Below are 13,498 nucleotides of genomic sequence, written 5' to 3'. Positions count from 1 at the left end.
AACTCGAAAAAGTTAAAAGAGGTAAGCTGGCACTACTATTGGCGCAAGCAGACTTCAGCTATCCTGTCAGCCCAGAGGTGTTTCCTGATGTAGTAGTTGCCCCTGGGAGGCGGAAAATCACCCTTGTAAGCCAGCAATGCAAACCAACTTTCGAGACAATCTTGAACTCCGAAATGTTGAACGTAAGGGTATAAATTGAGGTTTTTGGCTTCTACCTTGAGACTGTCAGCCAGTTCTCGGTCTTCGCCGATGCGATCGCAGTGGATGGCACAGTAGCGGTGAGCCGTTTTTTCCCAATCGGCAATAGTGGACTCGTCCAACCCTTTGCTCACGATGTAGTCCCAGAGGGCATTGAAGGTACGAAACACGGCAGGAAGGGCGGGCAAGAACAGACACAGTCTTAAAAGTGCCTGCGGTGGAAACAGCAAAAGTTCTTTACTCTTTGGGTCTACCTCAAACTGCGATCGGATTTCGTTTAGCGCATTGTCCCTCAATATCAGCAAGCCCCCTTCAATTAGTTCGTCGAGGCAAGAGCTATTGGCACTGAGCACGTGCTTGATGTTTTTCGCTCTCAGTCCGTAGCAGTCAGCCACATCGGCAACTGGCGCTACTGGTAAGCCAAAATACTTTTTCCACTTGTACTTAGGGATGGTCGCAGAGAGTATGTACCGTGCGGTTCCGTGGCTGATGTTGTCAAATACGTGCATACGCGAGACTTTCACGTCGAAAAGAGATTCTCGCGTCAAGAATTGCGGCTGTGCATTGCCGCAGGCGTTCTGAAATGTCATGATAATTTTGCTCCAACTGTTCTAGGTCAACTGTTGGGGAAGTCGTAGCTATTCGGTGTTAGTAGCACCGGGTAGCACGCCTAAATCTTCCTCATCACTAGACGATCGCAAGGAACAGGTAGATTTGTCAATCCCTGATAGGGTTAAGTGTTGTTACCGACAGATTGGAACTAACGATCGTTGATCACCTGACACAAGTGATTGTGCTCGTAATAGCTCCCTCACCCAGCGGGTTTTTTAGTGTCTATTTAAGTCCTTTTTCAACCGTAGCCGCCTACTGTAGGCGGCTACGCCTAGAAATGCCAGCAGAGACCAAGAGAGATACTTCCTCTCTATTCACACTATGCACACTTTGTGATTGAAGCGATCGCACTACCGACCCGACGGTTAGCCAATAAAAAACCGCCCTTTGTGGGGGCGGTCGGTAGGTAATGTGGGTTAGGCTTCTACGATCTCACTTGCTTCACTTAACCCCAAGTAGTGCCTAAGAATCACATCAACACTGTTACCGCAGGAAGTAGCTATAAGTAACAGTGCGTTGTTGTTATGTTTATTAGCTTCCGCAGCAAGGGTGATGTAAGTATGTCTAGTGTGATACTGAGGTAGGTAGCCTGATATTTTGCCTTCATCAGCTAACCGAGTGACAATACCAGGATAGTGGTAGCTTTTTACAGTGCCATCGGCAAGCGTTTTTTTGTTGACGTAATACAACCAGTGACTTTTTAACAGAGAAGCTGTCACTCGTTCACCTTTTGTGTTAGTAAAAACCAATTTAGAGTTAATGCTTTTTTGCTTGATTGTTAAAATCAACTTTTCTAATCGTGACCCTTTTTTAAAGTAAAAAAGGCGTACTTCTCCTGTTTTTGTCTCTTTTACTTTACCTGTAGTAGCACCTAATGACTTGCTAAATCGAATTGTTTGGCGCTGGAAATCGACATCATTCCAAGTTAAAGCAAAAGCTTCACTTGTTCGACAACCAGTTAAAAAGTAAAACTCAATCAATGGTGCTATATATTCTCTCGTGGAGTAAGACTCAGACTCATAAAAAGCCTTGATAATAATATCTCGCTCTTCCCTGGTAAAAGCACGCCGATTTTCTTCAAGACTTTTTTCATCTAACACTTCATGCCATTGTTTTTCCTCACCATTGATTATTTTTGGCGCATATTTGTCTTGAGTAGTCAGTGCTGGCACTGCGTACTTCTCTATATCAACAAAAGGGTCTGCTGTTTCATGTCGCAGTAATTTTTTTGTTTTTGAAAACTCAAAAGCTCGTTTAAGTTCTTTCAAAAATAAAGATTTAGCATGAGACTTGATTTCTGCCAGCTTCTCATTGAGTTGACTATCGTTTAAAGAAATCTTAGAAAGCGAACAATTATTAGCTTTCTTGTATACTCTCGCTTGATTGTCCCAGACTTGACCGTACACCAAATTAGAAAACTTTCTCTCATAGGTGGCTTTAAACGTTGTCTCCTCGATAACAGTCTTTTTCCACTCTAGGTAAGCTTCCCACATCTCCCCTACGGTAATTTCAGGCTCTGGTTGCTTAGTACCCGGTAGTTGAAGTACATCAGCTAACTTGGCGTACTTGCCACCACCTAAGCCGTACTTGGCAAGGGTAGGGTCAAATAGTTTTTCCCATTCAGGATGGTCAAGGTCAGCTTCTAGTGCGATCGCAAGTTGTGTTGCCCGCTTCCAGTCCTCTGGATTGTCTTTGTAGCCATATTTGCCTATTCCAAGGGTTTTAATGTCCTTGTTCGGGCGCTTGCCGTCCAACTGTTCCCAGAGAGAGGCATGGCGCTTCGGGAAGCGTAAGGCGAGGGAGCCTTTGTCAGAGTACACAGTCACATCACAAGGTTGAGGACGTTTATCGGCTCTCATGGTTGTTTGCTCCAAAAGTATTGATTTTTCAATGTTCGGGGGTTTCTAGACTATTTCTAGATTCTTGCTCTAGCTAGGTTTTCCAGAGCTAGCCGCCTAACGTAGCCGCATACGTTTGAAAATACTATAGCATAGTTTTACCCGAATTGAATAGGATTCATTTAGTCACAAGTCATGAGTCACCCGTCTATTTTATGGGTTTATCAGTCGATCGTCATCTGATTTTAGATTTTAGATTTTAGATTTTAGATTTGGGAATCGCTCCCATAGCCTGTACTGTGGCTGTTGACTGTTGACTGCTGACTTTTAGTTGTCATTAGCCTTGCTTGATAGATGATGTTGGGCCGAGTGAAACGGAGGGTTCGTCCCTCAACCCAATCTACTAATTACTGTTAACTCCCAACTGTCAACTGTCAACTGTCAACTGTCAACTGATTAAAAGAATGCCGGTTGGTGGCGGATCAAATTCAGGAATTCTTCGCGAGTTTTTTGTTCCTCTTGGAACACGCCCAACATTGCACTCGTAACCGTCCAAGCACCAGGTTTTTGCACACCCCGCATCGTCATGCACATATGGCTGGCTTCCATTACCACAGCTACTCCCTTCGGTTCCAATATTGTCTGAACTGCTTCGGCAATTTGGCGCGTCAAACGTTCTTGCACCTGCAATCGGCGGCTGTACATCTCCGAAATTCGGGCTAATTTGCTCAATCCCACTACTTTTTGGTTGGGAATGTAAGCAATGTGAACTCGGCCCATAAACGGCAGCATATGGTGTTCGCACATACTGAATACGCTGATGTCTCGCACCAGTACCATTTCGTTGTGGCCTTCGTCAAAGATAGCGCCGTTGAGGAGTTCTTCGAGGGATTGACTGTAACCACTGGTGAGAAACCGCATTGCTTCTGCTACCCGTTTTGGGGTTTTGAGCAATCCTTCGCGTTCGGGGTCTTCTCCTACTCCCAGCAGCATTGTCCGAACGGCCTCCATCATTTCTTCTTGGCCTACTTCTGAGGGTTTAGGCACGCTGGATTCTTGACCGTGCGAGGAATTGCGATCGGGTCTAGTGGGGATGCGCGGGGTGTTGTTATCTGCGGTTTGTAACAGTTTCATGCTGTCAGTGGAGATTGAGTTCGAGCCATTGGAATCGGCGGAAGATGCAATTGTCATAAGAAGTTGGTGTGAGGGTGAATCGATTTTGGATTGGGGGATATAGCTAGAGATTCAAAGATTGTTGAATTCGAGAAAAAAATCCAGCAGTCTCAAATCTCAAGTTCACAAAACTCCTGCGTTGGACATGAGCGTGATTTCTTCAATTACTGCACTTGCTGGCAACTGAACTGCGTGCAGAATTGATTGGGCGACGATTTCTGGGGTTAACATGGCGGTGCGATCGAAGTCGGCGTGCACGGTGTCTGTGTCCCACATAGGAGTGTTGACAGAACCCGGACAGATTGCTGTTACGCGAATTCCGTGAGCCCGTTCTTCGGCGGCTAAGGTTTTAGACAAAGCCATGAGACCGAATTTACTGACGCAGTAGGCTCCCCAGTTGGGGAAGGTTTGGCTGCCGGCGATCGAGGAAACGTTGATGATGATTCCCGATCCGCGATCGCGCATGGAGGGCAAAACTCCTAAAATGCACTGCCAAACGCTAGTAAGATTAAGGTCTAGAACGCTTTGCCACTCGGCTAGCGGCGTTTCCGTTAAGGAGCCTGTGTAGCCCATGCCAGCGCTGTTGACCAGGATATCTACGGAACCCAATTGAGATGCGATCGCGCTGATGCTGCTTTGCACTTGCTCAATTTTTGCCAAGTCTAAGGGATAAGCTTTTGCTTTCACTCCGACTTCTCGGGCTGCTGCGGCAACGGCTTCTAACTTTTCTGACTCTCGGCTAACTAAGGCCAGATTTATGCCCTCGGCGGCGAACGCTAGAGCCGTTGCTTTGCCAATACCGCTGCTGGCTCCGGTTATCAGAGCCTGCTTTGTTGTGGGATGGTTCATTCAGTGTCCTAATACTTTCGCTCGGCAACCCCCTACAGCGTTGCAGCCTTCTGAGGCAAATTAGACAACTGTCTGCTGCGGGTGATAACAGTTAATTATGAGATGAACATTAAGAACTGTTAAGCCGTGTCACCTGAGAAATTATAACACTGCTGATAGAGCAGCAGAATAGTGAGCTGTGAGTTATGAGTTTAAAGTAAGAGATTTTTAACTCATCACTCACAGCTCTGAATTGATCGGCTCAAGCCGCAATTTCAGTGAATACACCGATGTGGCGAAACTTTTGATATCGAAGCTCGCGTCGCTGCTGAGCCGTAAGCTGTGTGAGTTCTGCTAAGTTTTCTAACAAAGCTTGTTTGAGTATGGACGCAGCTTTGAGGGGATTCGAGTGAGCGCCACCGATCGGCTCTGGTACTATTTGATCGAGAATGCCGAGGTTTTTCAAGTCCCAGGAAGTGATTTTCAGGGCTTCTGCGGCCAAGTTAGCTTTGCCAGAGTCTTTCCAGAGAATGGCGGCGCAAGCTTCGGGAGTGGCGACGGTGTAGACGGAATGTTCCAGCATCAACAGCCGCTCGCCGACGCCGATACCCAAGGCGCCGCCGGAACCGCCTTCGCCGATGACGGTGCAAATAATGGGAACGTCGAGGCGAAACATTTCTCGGAGGTTACAGGCGATCGCCTCTCCCTGTCCGAGCTGTTCTGCTTCTAAGCCCGCCCAAGCTCCGGGAGTGTCGATAAAGGTGAAAATTGGCATTCCGAAGCGATCGGCGTGTTCCATCAACCGCAGGGCTTTGCGGTAGCCGCCGGGAGCAGCCATACCGAAGTTGCGGGCGATATTGTCTTTAGTGTCGCGCCCTTTTTGATGGCCGATAATGACTGTGGGACGCCCATCTATGCGGGCAATTCCACCGACGAGGGCCGGGTCGTCTCCGCCGCGCCGATCGCCGTGAAGCTCGATCCACTCGTCGCTAATTGCCTGAATGTAATCGAGGGTGCTGGGGCGGCGCGGGTGACGAGCGAGTTGCAGCCGCTGCATGGGGGACAAGCTGCTGAAAATTTCTTGTCGCAGTTGGGCCGAGCGAGCTTCGAGTTTGCGAATTTCGTCGGTAACATCGACGCTGTTTTCTTCGGCCAGTTCGCGAATCTGGTGAATTCGGCTTTCTAGTTCCGCCAGGGGCTTTTCAAAATCTAGGAGTAGTGGTTTGCGGTCGGGGTTTGCCACGCTGATAATTTCTATAAGGTTTTAAGGTTTTGTCGATCGACTCTTTCCCGATCCTACCCTGTCAGGGGATACTAAAAAATAGGGCAAAATTGGAAGTTTTGAGTTTTAAATTGTGATGTGCTTCGTACTGTGCTTAAAAACCAGGGGTTCCAGCTTCGTTTCACTTTTTAATATAATAGGTTAAGGCGCATACCCTCATTCTTACTTCCCCCCAACTATCAACAGTCAACAGTCAACAGTCAACTGTCAACTGTCAACTGTCAACTGTTAACATCAAACTGACATTAATAAAGGTCGGAAACCGTGTTTGACAGAAATAAGACCGATTTGCTCCATCTTTTCCACAGTAATTTGATTCCGTCCCCAAGAAAAATTGGTATACAATTTTTCAAATTCCAGCAGCATTGATTCGGCAAAACACGCAAACAACTGTCGGCCCGGTACATCCATATTGACAATCTTCATAATTTTCCACTCAATATCGAGGGAATGCTCCACAATCCCGCCATTTAGTACGTAAATTCCGGGGTGCTGAACCTGAGTTGCCAAATTTTTCGGATAGCCACCGTCAATCAATAAACAGGGTTGCTTCAATGTCTTAGGGTCAATTTCTACTCCCTTTGGCATACTGGCTACCCAGACTACAATATCCGCTTGGGGCAGGGCTTCTTCCAAATCCATGATTTTGCCTCGCCCCAATTCCGATTGCAAATCTTGCAATCGTTCTTTGTCGCGGGCAATGAGCAACAATTCTGCTACATTTGTTTTAAGATTGAGCCAGCGACACACCGCACTGCCAATATCCCCAGTAGCACCGCAAACCGCTACAGTGGCTTTTGAAAGTTCAATTCCCAATTTTGGGGCTGCTTCTTCTACTTGGCGGCAGAGGATGTAAGCCGTGTGAGTGTTACCAGTGGTGAAGCGCTCGAACTCCAACTTGATATTGCGAATTTGCTTAATTTGCTGCAAGTTGAAATTCTCAAAAATGATTGAAGAAAAGCCGCCTAAAGCAGTGATGTTAATCCCGTTTTTTTGAGCGTGTGCCATCGCATTAATGATTTTGCGAGTGGCTGCTTTTATCCGGCGAGTGGCTAGCATTTCTGGCAGAAAACAGGACTCCACATAGCGGCCTTCTATTTTTTGTCCAGTGATGCTTGTTACCGTGATATGATCAACTATTTGGGGCGGTGCGCTGCACCAAAAATCGAGACCTTGATCGGCATATTCTGGATAGCCCAGCTCGTTAGCTACTGATTGGGCGTGTTCTAAGCTGGTTAAGTGACCGATTAGACCAAACATTAAGTTGTCAAATGAAGGAAGATTGAAGGTGGAAGATGGAAGATGGAAGATGAAAGATGGGAAGATTAAAAATTTATATTTTAAAATGAGTTATCCCATTGTTAATTTTTAATTTTTAATTTTTTTCCCATTCCTTATTTCCGAATTAACTAGGCTGCGAGGCCTTGTGCTGACATCCGCATGATATCGCGGTTGTTAAAGCCTATGTTGCCTAGGGCTTCGCCGTAGGCAATCATAAAGTCTTCGATTAAAGCGTCTTTTTCCATTCCCAAAACGCGGGCATCGTCTGCGACAGAGTTTAGCAGTCTCCAGATGATGGGCAGGTTTTGGCGGTTTGCCGCTTCGAGTTCGGCTTTGGATTCCTCAAAGTGAGCTTGCAGCCAGACTTCCCCAAAGTTGAGGTGGCTGTATTCTTCTTTGACGACGCCTTCGGTGATTTTGCGAGCAAAGTCATCGGCGACGGGGATGTAGATGTTGTAAGCTGCGATCGCAAAACACTCGATAATTAGCGATTGAATCAACAAGCAAGTTACAATCTGACCTTGGGCCGCTGCCGTCTGGAAGTTTTTGTGCAGTTCCGAAAAGAACTCTTTGGCAAATGCCATGTCCGGCGTGACTTTAAGATTCCGGCCACAAGCTTGGAAGCCTTTCATGTGGCGGTTCTCCATCTTGGACAAGCCAACTAACTCTGCTTTTTTGTCAGCCAACAGTTCGGCCAGTGTCAGGTAATTGTCGTGAGCTTCTTGTTCGCCTTCAATCACAATGGCGTTGATGCGACTGTAAGCATCTTTGTAAGTTTCGGTTTGAAAGTCAATTGTTGAGCTGGCCTCAAGCTGGGGCATAGATATGTAGTCTCCTCATATAAGCTTGTGGGATGTCTGCAAACCACTTTAAAATTGGGGTCAGTGACAGTGCACTTTACCTTTTTTGAACGCACCCCATCTAAATCAGAGATTATAGCTGAGGATTCTTTCGACAAAGAACTTTTCTTTGACGTTCCGGGAAAAACTGGCGTCATCAGCGTGTTTGGCGGAGTTTTGCCGTCGAACACTCCAGAAAGACTATCGCTAGAATGCTATCTATTTACTAATTACTTGAATTAGTCGTTAGTCGATCTTTTGCCCGGAAATAGATGATAGAAATACGGTCTATGTCTCCACCTTTGAGGGTTTTACAGTACCAACTCTATCTATAACATTATATCCTAATCACAACTTCCTCCCTAGGTACTCCTTCTTTCGTTCTACGACTATTATGTTGTTGTATGGGAATCTGGGATGTGATCGGGTGGGAGAACCTCACAGGCTTATTATTTTAGGTTAATTCACAAATTTATGGGTAAATCCTTTGACATATCTCAAGCGCTGCAACTGCTGAGTTTTATTTTGTTGCTGGCGGGGGCTGCGCTGGTGCTGCTGCCGCTGGCTGCTGTATTTTTGGTTTCTTTATCACCATCTGGTGTCGATGTCAAGGCCACAGGCCTGACTTTTGCGAACTATCAGGAGGCTTGGCGACGGGGCAATTTTTTGTTGGCATTTGTTAATTCTACTCTAGTGGCGATCGCAGTGACGGGTTTTCAGGTTGTAACTTCTGCTTTGGCCGGTTACGCCTTGGCCCGGCTGAAGTTTCGCGGGCGACAGGCCGTAGTTTTGGGGGTTTTGGCAACGCTGGTAATTCCGTTTCAGCTTTTGGTGATTCCGATTTTCTTGGTTTTGAAGTGGGGTCATCTGCTGAATACTTACGGGGCGCTGATTTTGCCTACGGCGGCTAACGGTTTTGGGATTTTTCTGCTGCGCCAGTATTTTATGACTGTTCCGGTGGAGTTGGAGGAGGCTGCAATGCTGGATGGGGCTAACCGCTGGCAGGTTTTGTGGCAGGTGATGTTACCTTTAGCCCGCCCTGCTTTGGTGACGCTGTTTTTGTTTACCTTTATCGGGGAGTGGAATGATTTGTTTAAGCCGCTGGTGTTTACGACGCGGCCGGAGTTGCGGACTGTGCAGTTGGTTTTGGCTGAGTTTCAGGAACAGTTTACTAGCAGTTGGCAATTGTTGATGGCGGCGGTGGTAATTGGAACTGTACCGGTCGTTTTGCTGTTTTTGGCCGGTCAACGCCAGTTTATTCGGGGGATTGCGGCGACGGGGATTAAGAATTGAGTGGGAGATGTTTGGCAATTAAGTTTGTAGTCATTTGTTGAACCATTCTCGCTTAACAGGCTTTCCGGCCTGTTCCACAAAGAGTGAACTTTCTTGTGGAACAGGCCGGAAAGCCTGTTGCTGACATTGGTTTCCGATGTGAGTTTGTAGTAACTCGGCGATGGAAATCGCTACGATACAAACGAAGTGCACTTTCAGCAGACTAACAGATAAAGGGGATATCAAAGCGGTATTATGTGAATCTATGCAAAAACTCGGTTTGTTTTTATTTGTTCTATCTTTTCTGCCCTGGCTGGTAATCTTTTTTGTGGTGCCGTTCCTGCCGCTAAGCATCGCCGAAAAAACTACGATTGATATCGTTCTTGCTGTTGGGGCGGAAGTTTGTTTTTGGATTAGCGTAGTGCTGTTGGGAAAAGAAGTAGTTACCAAATATCGGCGTTATTTGCATCCCCGCTATCTTTGGAAAAAACTCAGAAATTTTAACCGCAGATGAACAGGACTCGACGCAGATATTCAGCCTGGATGTGGGCGTTTATCTGCGGTCAAGGTTGAGCTATTCGCTGAAAATTTGCAAGCGAATAGAGCGTTCTCCGTCTCCAAAGTCCACTTCTATCTTTTCTCCCGAAAGACTGTCCAAGCATCCCAAAAGCAACCGCAAATTGGGTGTGCTTGCTCCTGTATCCACGTATAATCTATCAGCCAAACTGCCTAAACGCTTCCAAATTGTGTAGAGTTTGACTACTGTTTGTTCTAGCTGTGCGGCTTGTTTTACAACGTCGGCGGTGGTTCCCAAACAGCCTACTCGCAAAGATTCTTCTAAGGCCATTTCCATGTCGAGGTGCGACTGATTGAGAGCTTGCACTTGGGCGGCGGCGTCGAGATATTTTGATAAGTTCTTGGCGTCTGAAGTTAGCTGTTTGACAGTATCAACGTCGGGATTTTCTGCTACTTCTTTTTGTATTTCGCTTTGGTGAGATGGGGAGAGTTTCTCCATTTCTTTGACTAAAGGAGCGAGGTAGCGGGAAGGTAGAGAACCCGTAGATGCTTTTTCTTTGACTTCTTCTGGCAATAAATCTGAGTTCATTGCCATCCATTCGTCGGATAGTTGTTTGACTTCGCGGCGGGTGATGCGATCGCCATTTGCTGCGGCATCTGTTACCATTTGCTGGACTTCGGGAGATGCTTTGGCGGTTTCTACAAAAGCTCTTTTGCTGAAGTTTCTAATGGAATCTGGGTCTAAATCTCCTTGCTGGATCAGAGTATCGGCACTATTAGCTAATTCTATCAAAGAATAGGCTTGACTTTTGCCAATTTCTCTTTCTTTGAGCCAGTTCAAAAAGCCTGTGCCGCGTCCTTCGCCACCTTTTTTTTCTCTGTCTCGGACTGTTCGGAGAATGCGTCCCCGCCAAATGTCGGTTTGCAAGTCGAAGCGCTCGCACACTTTCCAGGCATTGTCAACTTGATTTTCAAAATCAAAGTCGGGTAGTTGTTCGTCTTCGGGGTCTGGCAATTGGAAATTGATATCGGTAAAGCCGTTGAGGGCTTCTGCAAGTTCTGCGGGATTTAGGGGGACTTCAGCCATTAGGAAAATTTTGTGTAGTGCAACAGCCGGTTTAATTGGGAACCTGCACGGGTTGACAGTTGAGACGCTATATGTAGCGGTAAGGTAGGCAAGATTTACCTACTAATAGAGTTTTTGTGCAAGTCATATTATTATTGCACGATGGAGGGCGATCGGCGAAAAGATACCCAAAAAGACTCCGGGCACGCGCCTGATGGGACTTCATGCGAGTGCTGGCTGTGTGGGGATTGAGTTAAAGTGAATTAGGAAATTAAAGGAACTAATAAAATGCTGGAAGCTACCAAACGTTAGGAGCGCTCTATCCCTTTGTTAGCCTAGAAGTGAGAAAATAAGCTAAAGGAAAAGTGCCAGGTCACAACAAGACATCGCTAATATCATTACGAGCGAACCGGGTAAGCGAGGTGGTAAACCTTGTATTCTAGGCATGATAATTACGGTTTATGATGTGTTGGAATATCTCGCTTCGGGGATGAGTTATCAATAAATCCTAGATAATTTTCCGTATCTTACCCAACAGGATATTTGGGCTTGTTTGAGTTTTTATTAAATCGTTATCATATTATGTTTCGGTAATCGCTAATAATGATTCTGTAGTAAGAGGGTAAGGCTCGCGAGCTAGAAGTTCGCACTGTAGTCGTCATTAATTGACTGGACATAATATTATATCCCTACGTGAAATCATGCCCACAGACTTCTCCGGTAAAAATCTCCGAGGCCACAATTTCAAAGGTCAAGACCTCACAGGTGCAAAATTCATCGGTGCAGACATCCGAGGCGCAAACTTCACCAATGCCATCCTCAGAAAAGCTGACTTCACCCGTGCCAAAGCCGGACTGCAACGCCGCTGGACAATTTTTCTAGTAACTATCTCGCTATTTCTATCGGCAATATCGGGATTGATATCAGGCTTGACTACCGGTTGGGTAACACGGTTTTTAGCTCCAGATAGCATCAAACAAAACCTCCTGACTCTAGGTGTCTTATTTCTGATAATTTTCACAATTTTCTTTATAGTGACCCTGCGCCAAAGTTTAGTGGCAGGGGCAGTGGCAGTCGCAGTGGCAGCGGCAGTGGCAGCGGCAGTGGCAGTGACAGTGGCAGCGACATGGACAGCGGTAACGGCAGTGCCAGTGGCAGCGGCAGTGGCAGGTATAGGGACATGGACAGCGGTAACGGCAGGGCCAGTGGCAGGGGCAGCGGTAGCGGCAGTGGCAGGGGCAATGGCAGGGGCAGGGGCAGGAGCAGCGACAGGAGCAGTGGCAGTGGCTGCGGCAGTGGCTGCGACAGTGGCTGCGGCAATTCCAATGGCAGGGGCTGGGCCAGTGGCAGTGGCTGCGGCAGCGGCTGCGGCTGCGACAGGACTAGGTATTTACGTTGCTTGGCGTGCCCTGGCTGGGGATGAGAAAGAGGCCTTAATTCGCACCATTGTCATTGCCTTTGCGGCTACAGGTGGCACTAGCTTTCGCAATGCCGACTTAACTGATGCCAATTTCACTGAGGCAACTCTCAAAAGTACAGATTTTAGAACCGCCAATCTCACTCGCACTTGCTTCCGCAATACAGAAAAACTCGATCGCGCGCGAGTCGGTAATTCGATATTAGCTGATACCCGCGTTCGAGAATTACTCATCACTGGCAAGGGCTACAAAAAATCCTATGTTGGTGCGAATCTCCAAGGAGCAAACCTGACACGCGATGTTAATCTCAGCTATGCTAATCTCAAGCAGGCTAACCTCAGCGAAGCAACTTTGCATCAAGCTAATTTGGAATTTGCAAACCTGACTGAAACTCAAGCCTTAGCAACAGATTTTACAGAAGCTTGTTTTACAGGTGCTTGTTTGGAAGCTTGGAACATTGACGCTAATACAAAGCTCGATCGCGTTGACTGTCGGTTTGTTTATCTTCTAGAATATCCCAAACCGGGAACTGACGATCGCGATCGCCGCCCTCACCACATCAGTAAATGTTTTGAACCGGGGGATTTCGAGAAACTATATAAAAAGATTATGGCAACGATGCAAATCCTCCTCAAAGATGGGATTAACCCCGAAGCTTTTGTCGCCGCTTTTCAGAAGTTAATGCGAGAATTTCCAGACCTGACAGCGGAGTCAATTCAAGGAGTTGAGAAGAAAGAAAACGATGTTTTACTGACTCTCAAAGTTCCCGAAGGAACGGATAAGGGTAAAGTTGAGCAAATTTGGGACGAAGTTTATCAAGCAAGGCTAGAAGCTCAAATGCGAGCCGAGCAATTAAAATCTAAAGATGAAATTCTTGCAATAGAAAGACATCACTATCGTGTCTTTCAAGACTTTGTGAAAGGAGTGTTTAGTCAATATGTGGTAAATCCTTCAACCGTGCCTCAGCCATCGAATCCTATAATTAACATTAACAATCAATCTACAGCAGAGAATAAAGTCGCAAGCGACAACATCGACCAAAGTCGCAAAGCTAAAATTTCAGGAGGAACGGTTAACGCTACCGGTGCGGGATCTTTAAGTTTAGGAGACAATGGCGGTACAACAGCCAACACGATCGAGGAGTTGCCCGATCCAGCCGCTCGCCCTTAATCACA

At 46.6% G+C, this 13,498-nt stretch carries 12 protein-coding genes and 1 pseudogene; 5 read left to right on the top strand and 8 right to left on the bottom strand.

Translation table 11 applies throughout. The annotated features are described in order from the left end of the window. Positions 1-35 precede the first annotated feature (35 nt). From QUB77_RS12720 to QUB77_RS12690, 7 genes are all read right to left on the bottom strand, one after another. Positions 36-788: a hypothetical protein gene (locus QUB77_RS12720; RefSeq protein ID WP_333172615.1), complete on the bottom strand. Its 753-nt coding sequence runs from the start codon at positions 786-788 to the stop codon at positions 36-38. A 438-nt stretch (positions 789-1,226) separates the two neighbouring features. Beyond that, positions 1,227-2,669, bottom strand: a complete 1,443-nt coding sequence (locus QUB77_RS12715) for a tyrosine-type recombinase/integrase (RefSeq protein ID WP_333172618.1) — start codon at positions 2,667-2,669, stop codon at positions 1,227-1,229. A gap of 435 nt (positions 2,670-3,104) precedes the next feature. Beyond that, entirely contained in the window at positions 3,105-3,839 is a 735-nt protein-coding gene (gene folE / locus QUB77_RS12710; protein WP_333323038.1) for a GTP cyclohydrolase I FolE, read from the bottom strand. Positions 3,840-3,944: 105 nt separating this feature from the next. Then, positions 3,945-4,670, bottom strand: coding sequence for an SDR family oxidoreductase (locus tag QUB77_RS12705; protein ID WP_333323036.1), 726 nt, complete (start codon positions 4,668-4,670; stop codon positions 3,945-3,947). A 241-nt stretch (positions 4,671-4,911) separates the two neighbouring features. Continuing rightward, entirely contained in the window at positions 4,912-5,892 is a 981-nt protein-coding gene (gene accA / locus QUB77_RS12700; RefSeq protein ID WP_333323033.1) for an acetyl-CoA carboxylase carboxyl transferase subunit alpha, read from the bottom strand. A gap of 273 nt (positions 5,893-6,165) precedes the next feature. Then, entirely contained in the window at positions 6,166-7,191 is a 1,026-nt protein-coding gene (locus QUB77_RS12695) for a long-chain acyl-[acyl-carrier-protein] reductase (RefSeq protein ID WP_333172630.1), read from the bottom strand. Positions 7,192-7,340: 149 nt separating this feature from the next. Further along, entirely contained in the window at positions 7,341-8,033 is a 693-nt protein-coding gene (locus QUB77_RS12690) for an aldehyde oxygenase (deformylating) (RefSeq protein ID WP_333172633.1), read from the bottom strand. A 63-nt stretch (positions 8,034-8,096) separates the two neighbouring features. Here QUB77_RS12690 and QUB77_RS12685 point away from each other — a divergent pair, with 63 nt between their 5' ends. The 3 genes from QUB77_RS12685 to QUB77_RS12675 all read left to right on the top strand — a co-directional run bounded on the left by QUB77_RS12685 (position 8,097) and on the right by QUB77_RS12675 (position 9,837). Then, on the top strand, positions 8,097-8,294 hold the full coding sequence (locus QUB77_RS12685; protein ID WP_333172635.1) for a hypothetical protein: 198 nt from the start codon (positions 8,097-8,099) through the stop codon (positions 8,292-8,294). 231 nt (positions 8,295-8,525) lie between these two features. Beyond that, positions 8,526-9,344: a carbohydrate ABC transporter permease gene (locus tag QUB77_RS12680; protein WP_333172637.1), complete on the top strand. Its 819-nt coding sequence runs from the start codon at positions 8,526-8,528 to the stop codon at positions 9,342-9,344. Between the two features lie 244 nt (positions 9,345-9,588). After that, positions 9,589-9,837, top strand: coding sequence for a transporter suffix domain-containing protein (locus tag QUB77_RS12675; RefSeq protein WP_333172640.1), 249 nt, complete (start codon positions 9,589-9,591; stop codon positions 9,835-9,837). 60 nt (positions 9,838-9,897) lie between these two features. Here QUB77_RS12675 and QUB77_RS12670 read toward each other — a convergent pair whose 3' ends face one another. Beyond that, positions 9,898-10,926 (bottom strand): hypothetical protein, encoded by a 1,029-nt coding sequence (locus QUB77_RS12670; protein WP_333172644.1) that lies wholly within the window; start codon positions 10,924-10,926, stop codon positions 9,898-9,900. Positions 10,927-11,290: 364 nt separating this feature from the next. On the opposite strand from QUB77_RS12670, the pseudogene QUB77_RS12665 reads away from it, so the two are divergent. Together QUB77_RS12665 and QUB77_RS12660 are read left to right on the top strand one after the other, a co-directional pair. Then, positions 11,291-11,473 (top strand): annotated as a pseudogene (locus tag QUB77_RS12665) (DUF433 domain-containing protein). A 133-nt stretch (positions 11,474-11,606) separates the two neighbouring features. Beyond that, complete coding sequence (locus QUB77_RS12660) at positions 11,607-13,493, top strand: pentapeptide repeat-containing protein (protein WP_333172645.1); 1,887 nt, start codon at positions 11,607-11,609, stop codon at positions 13,491-13,493. The last annotated feature ends 5 nt before the right edge of the window (positions 13,494-13,498 follow it).

This window comes from Microcoleus sp. AT9b-C3, from assembly GCF_036705485.1.
In the GTDB taxonomy this organism is placed as follows: Bacteria; Cyanobacteriota; Cyanobacteriia; order Cyanobacteriales; family Microcoleaceae; genus Microcoleus.
The sequence above is the reverse complement of the archived record's forward strand: the minus strand, read 5'-3'. Positions and strand labels throughout refer to the sequence as shown.

Bases quoted from the DNA above. Each gene is read 5' to 3' on its own strand.
- QUB77_RS12720 (WP_333172615.1), bottom strand. From the start codon at position 788: ATGACATTTCAGAACGCCTGCGGCAATGCACAGCCGCAATTCTTGACG.
- QUB77_RS12715 (WP_333172618.1), bottom strand. From the start codon at position 2,669: ATGAGAGCCGATAAACGTCCTCAACCTTGTGATGTGACTGTGTACTCT.
- folE (WP_333323038.1), bottom strand. From the start codon at position 3,839: ATGACAATTGCATCTTCCGCCGATTCCAATGGCTCGAACTCAATCTCC.
- QUB77_RS12705 (WP_333323036.1), bottom strand. From the start codon at position 4,670: ATGAACCATCCCACAACAAAGCAGGCTCTGATAACCGGAGCCAGCAGC.
- QUB77_RS12695 (WP_333172630.1), bottom strand. From the start codon at position 7,191: ATGTTTGGTCTAATCGGTCACTTAACCAGCTTAGAACACGCCCAATCA.
- QUB77_RS12690 (WP_333172633.1), bottom strand. From the start codon at position 8,033: ATGCCCCAGCTTGAGGCCAGCTCAACAATTGACTTTCAAACCGAAACT.
- QUB77_RS12680 (WP_333172637.1), top strand. From the start codon at position 8,526: ATGGGTAAATCCTTTGACATATCTCAAGCGCTGCAACTGCTGAGTTTT.
- QUB77_RS12675 (WP_333172640.1), top strand. From the start codon at position 9,589: ATGCAAAAACTCGGTTTGTTTTTATTTGTTCTATCTTTTCTGCCCTGG.
- QUB77_RS12670 (WP_333172644.1), bottom strand. From the start codon at position 10,926: ATGGCTGAAGTCCCCCTAAATCCCGCAGAACTTGCAGAAGCCCTCAAC.
- QUB77_RS12660 (WP_333172645.1), top strand. From the start codon at position 11,607: ATGCCCACAGACTTCTCCGGTAAAAATCTCCGAGGCCACAATTTCAAA.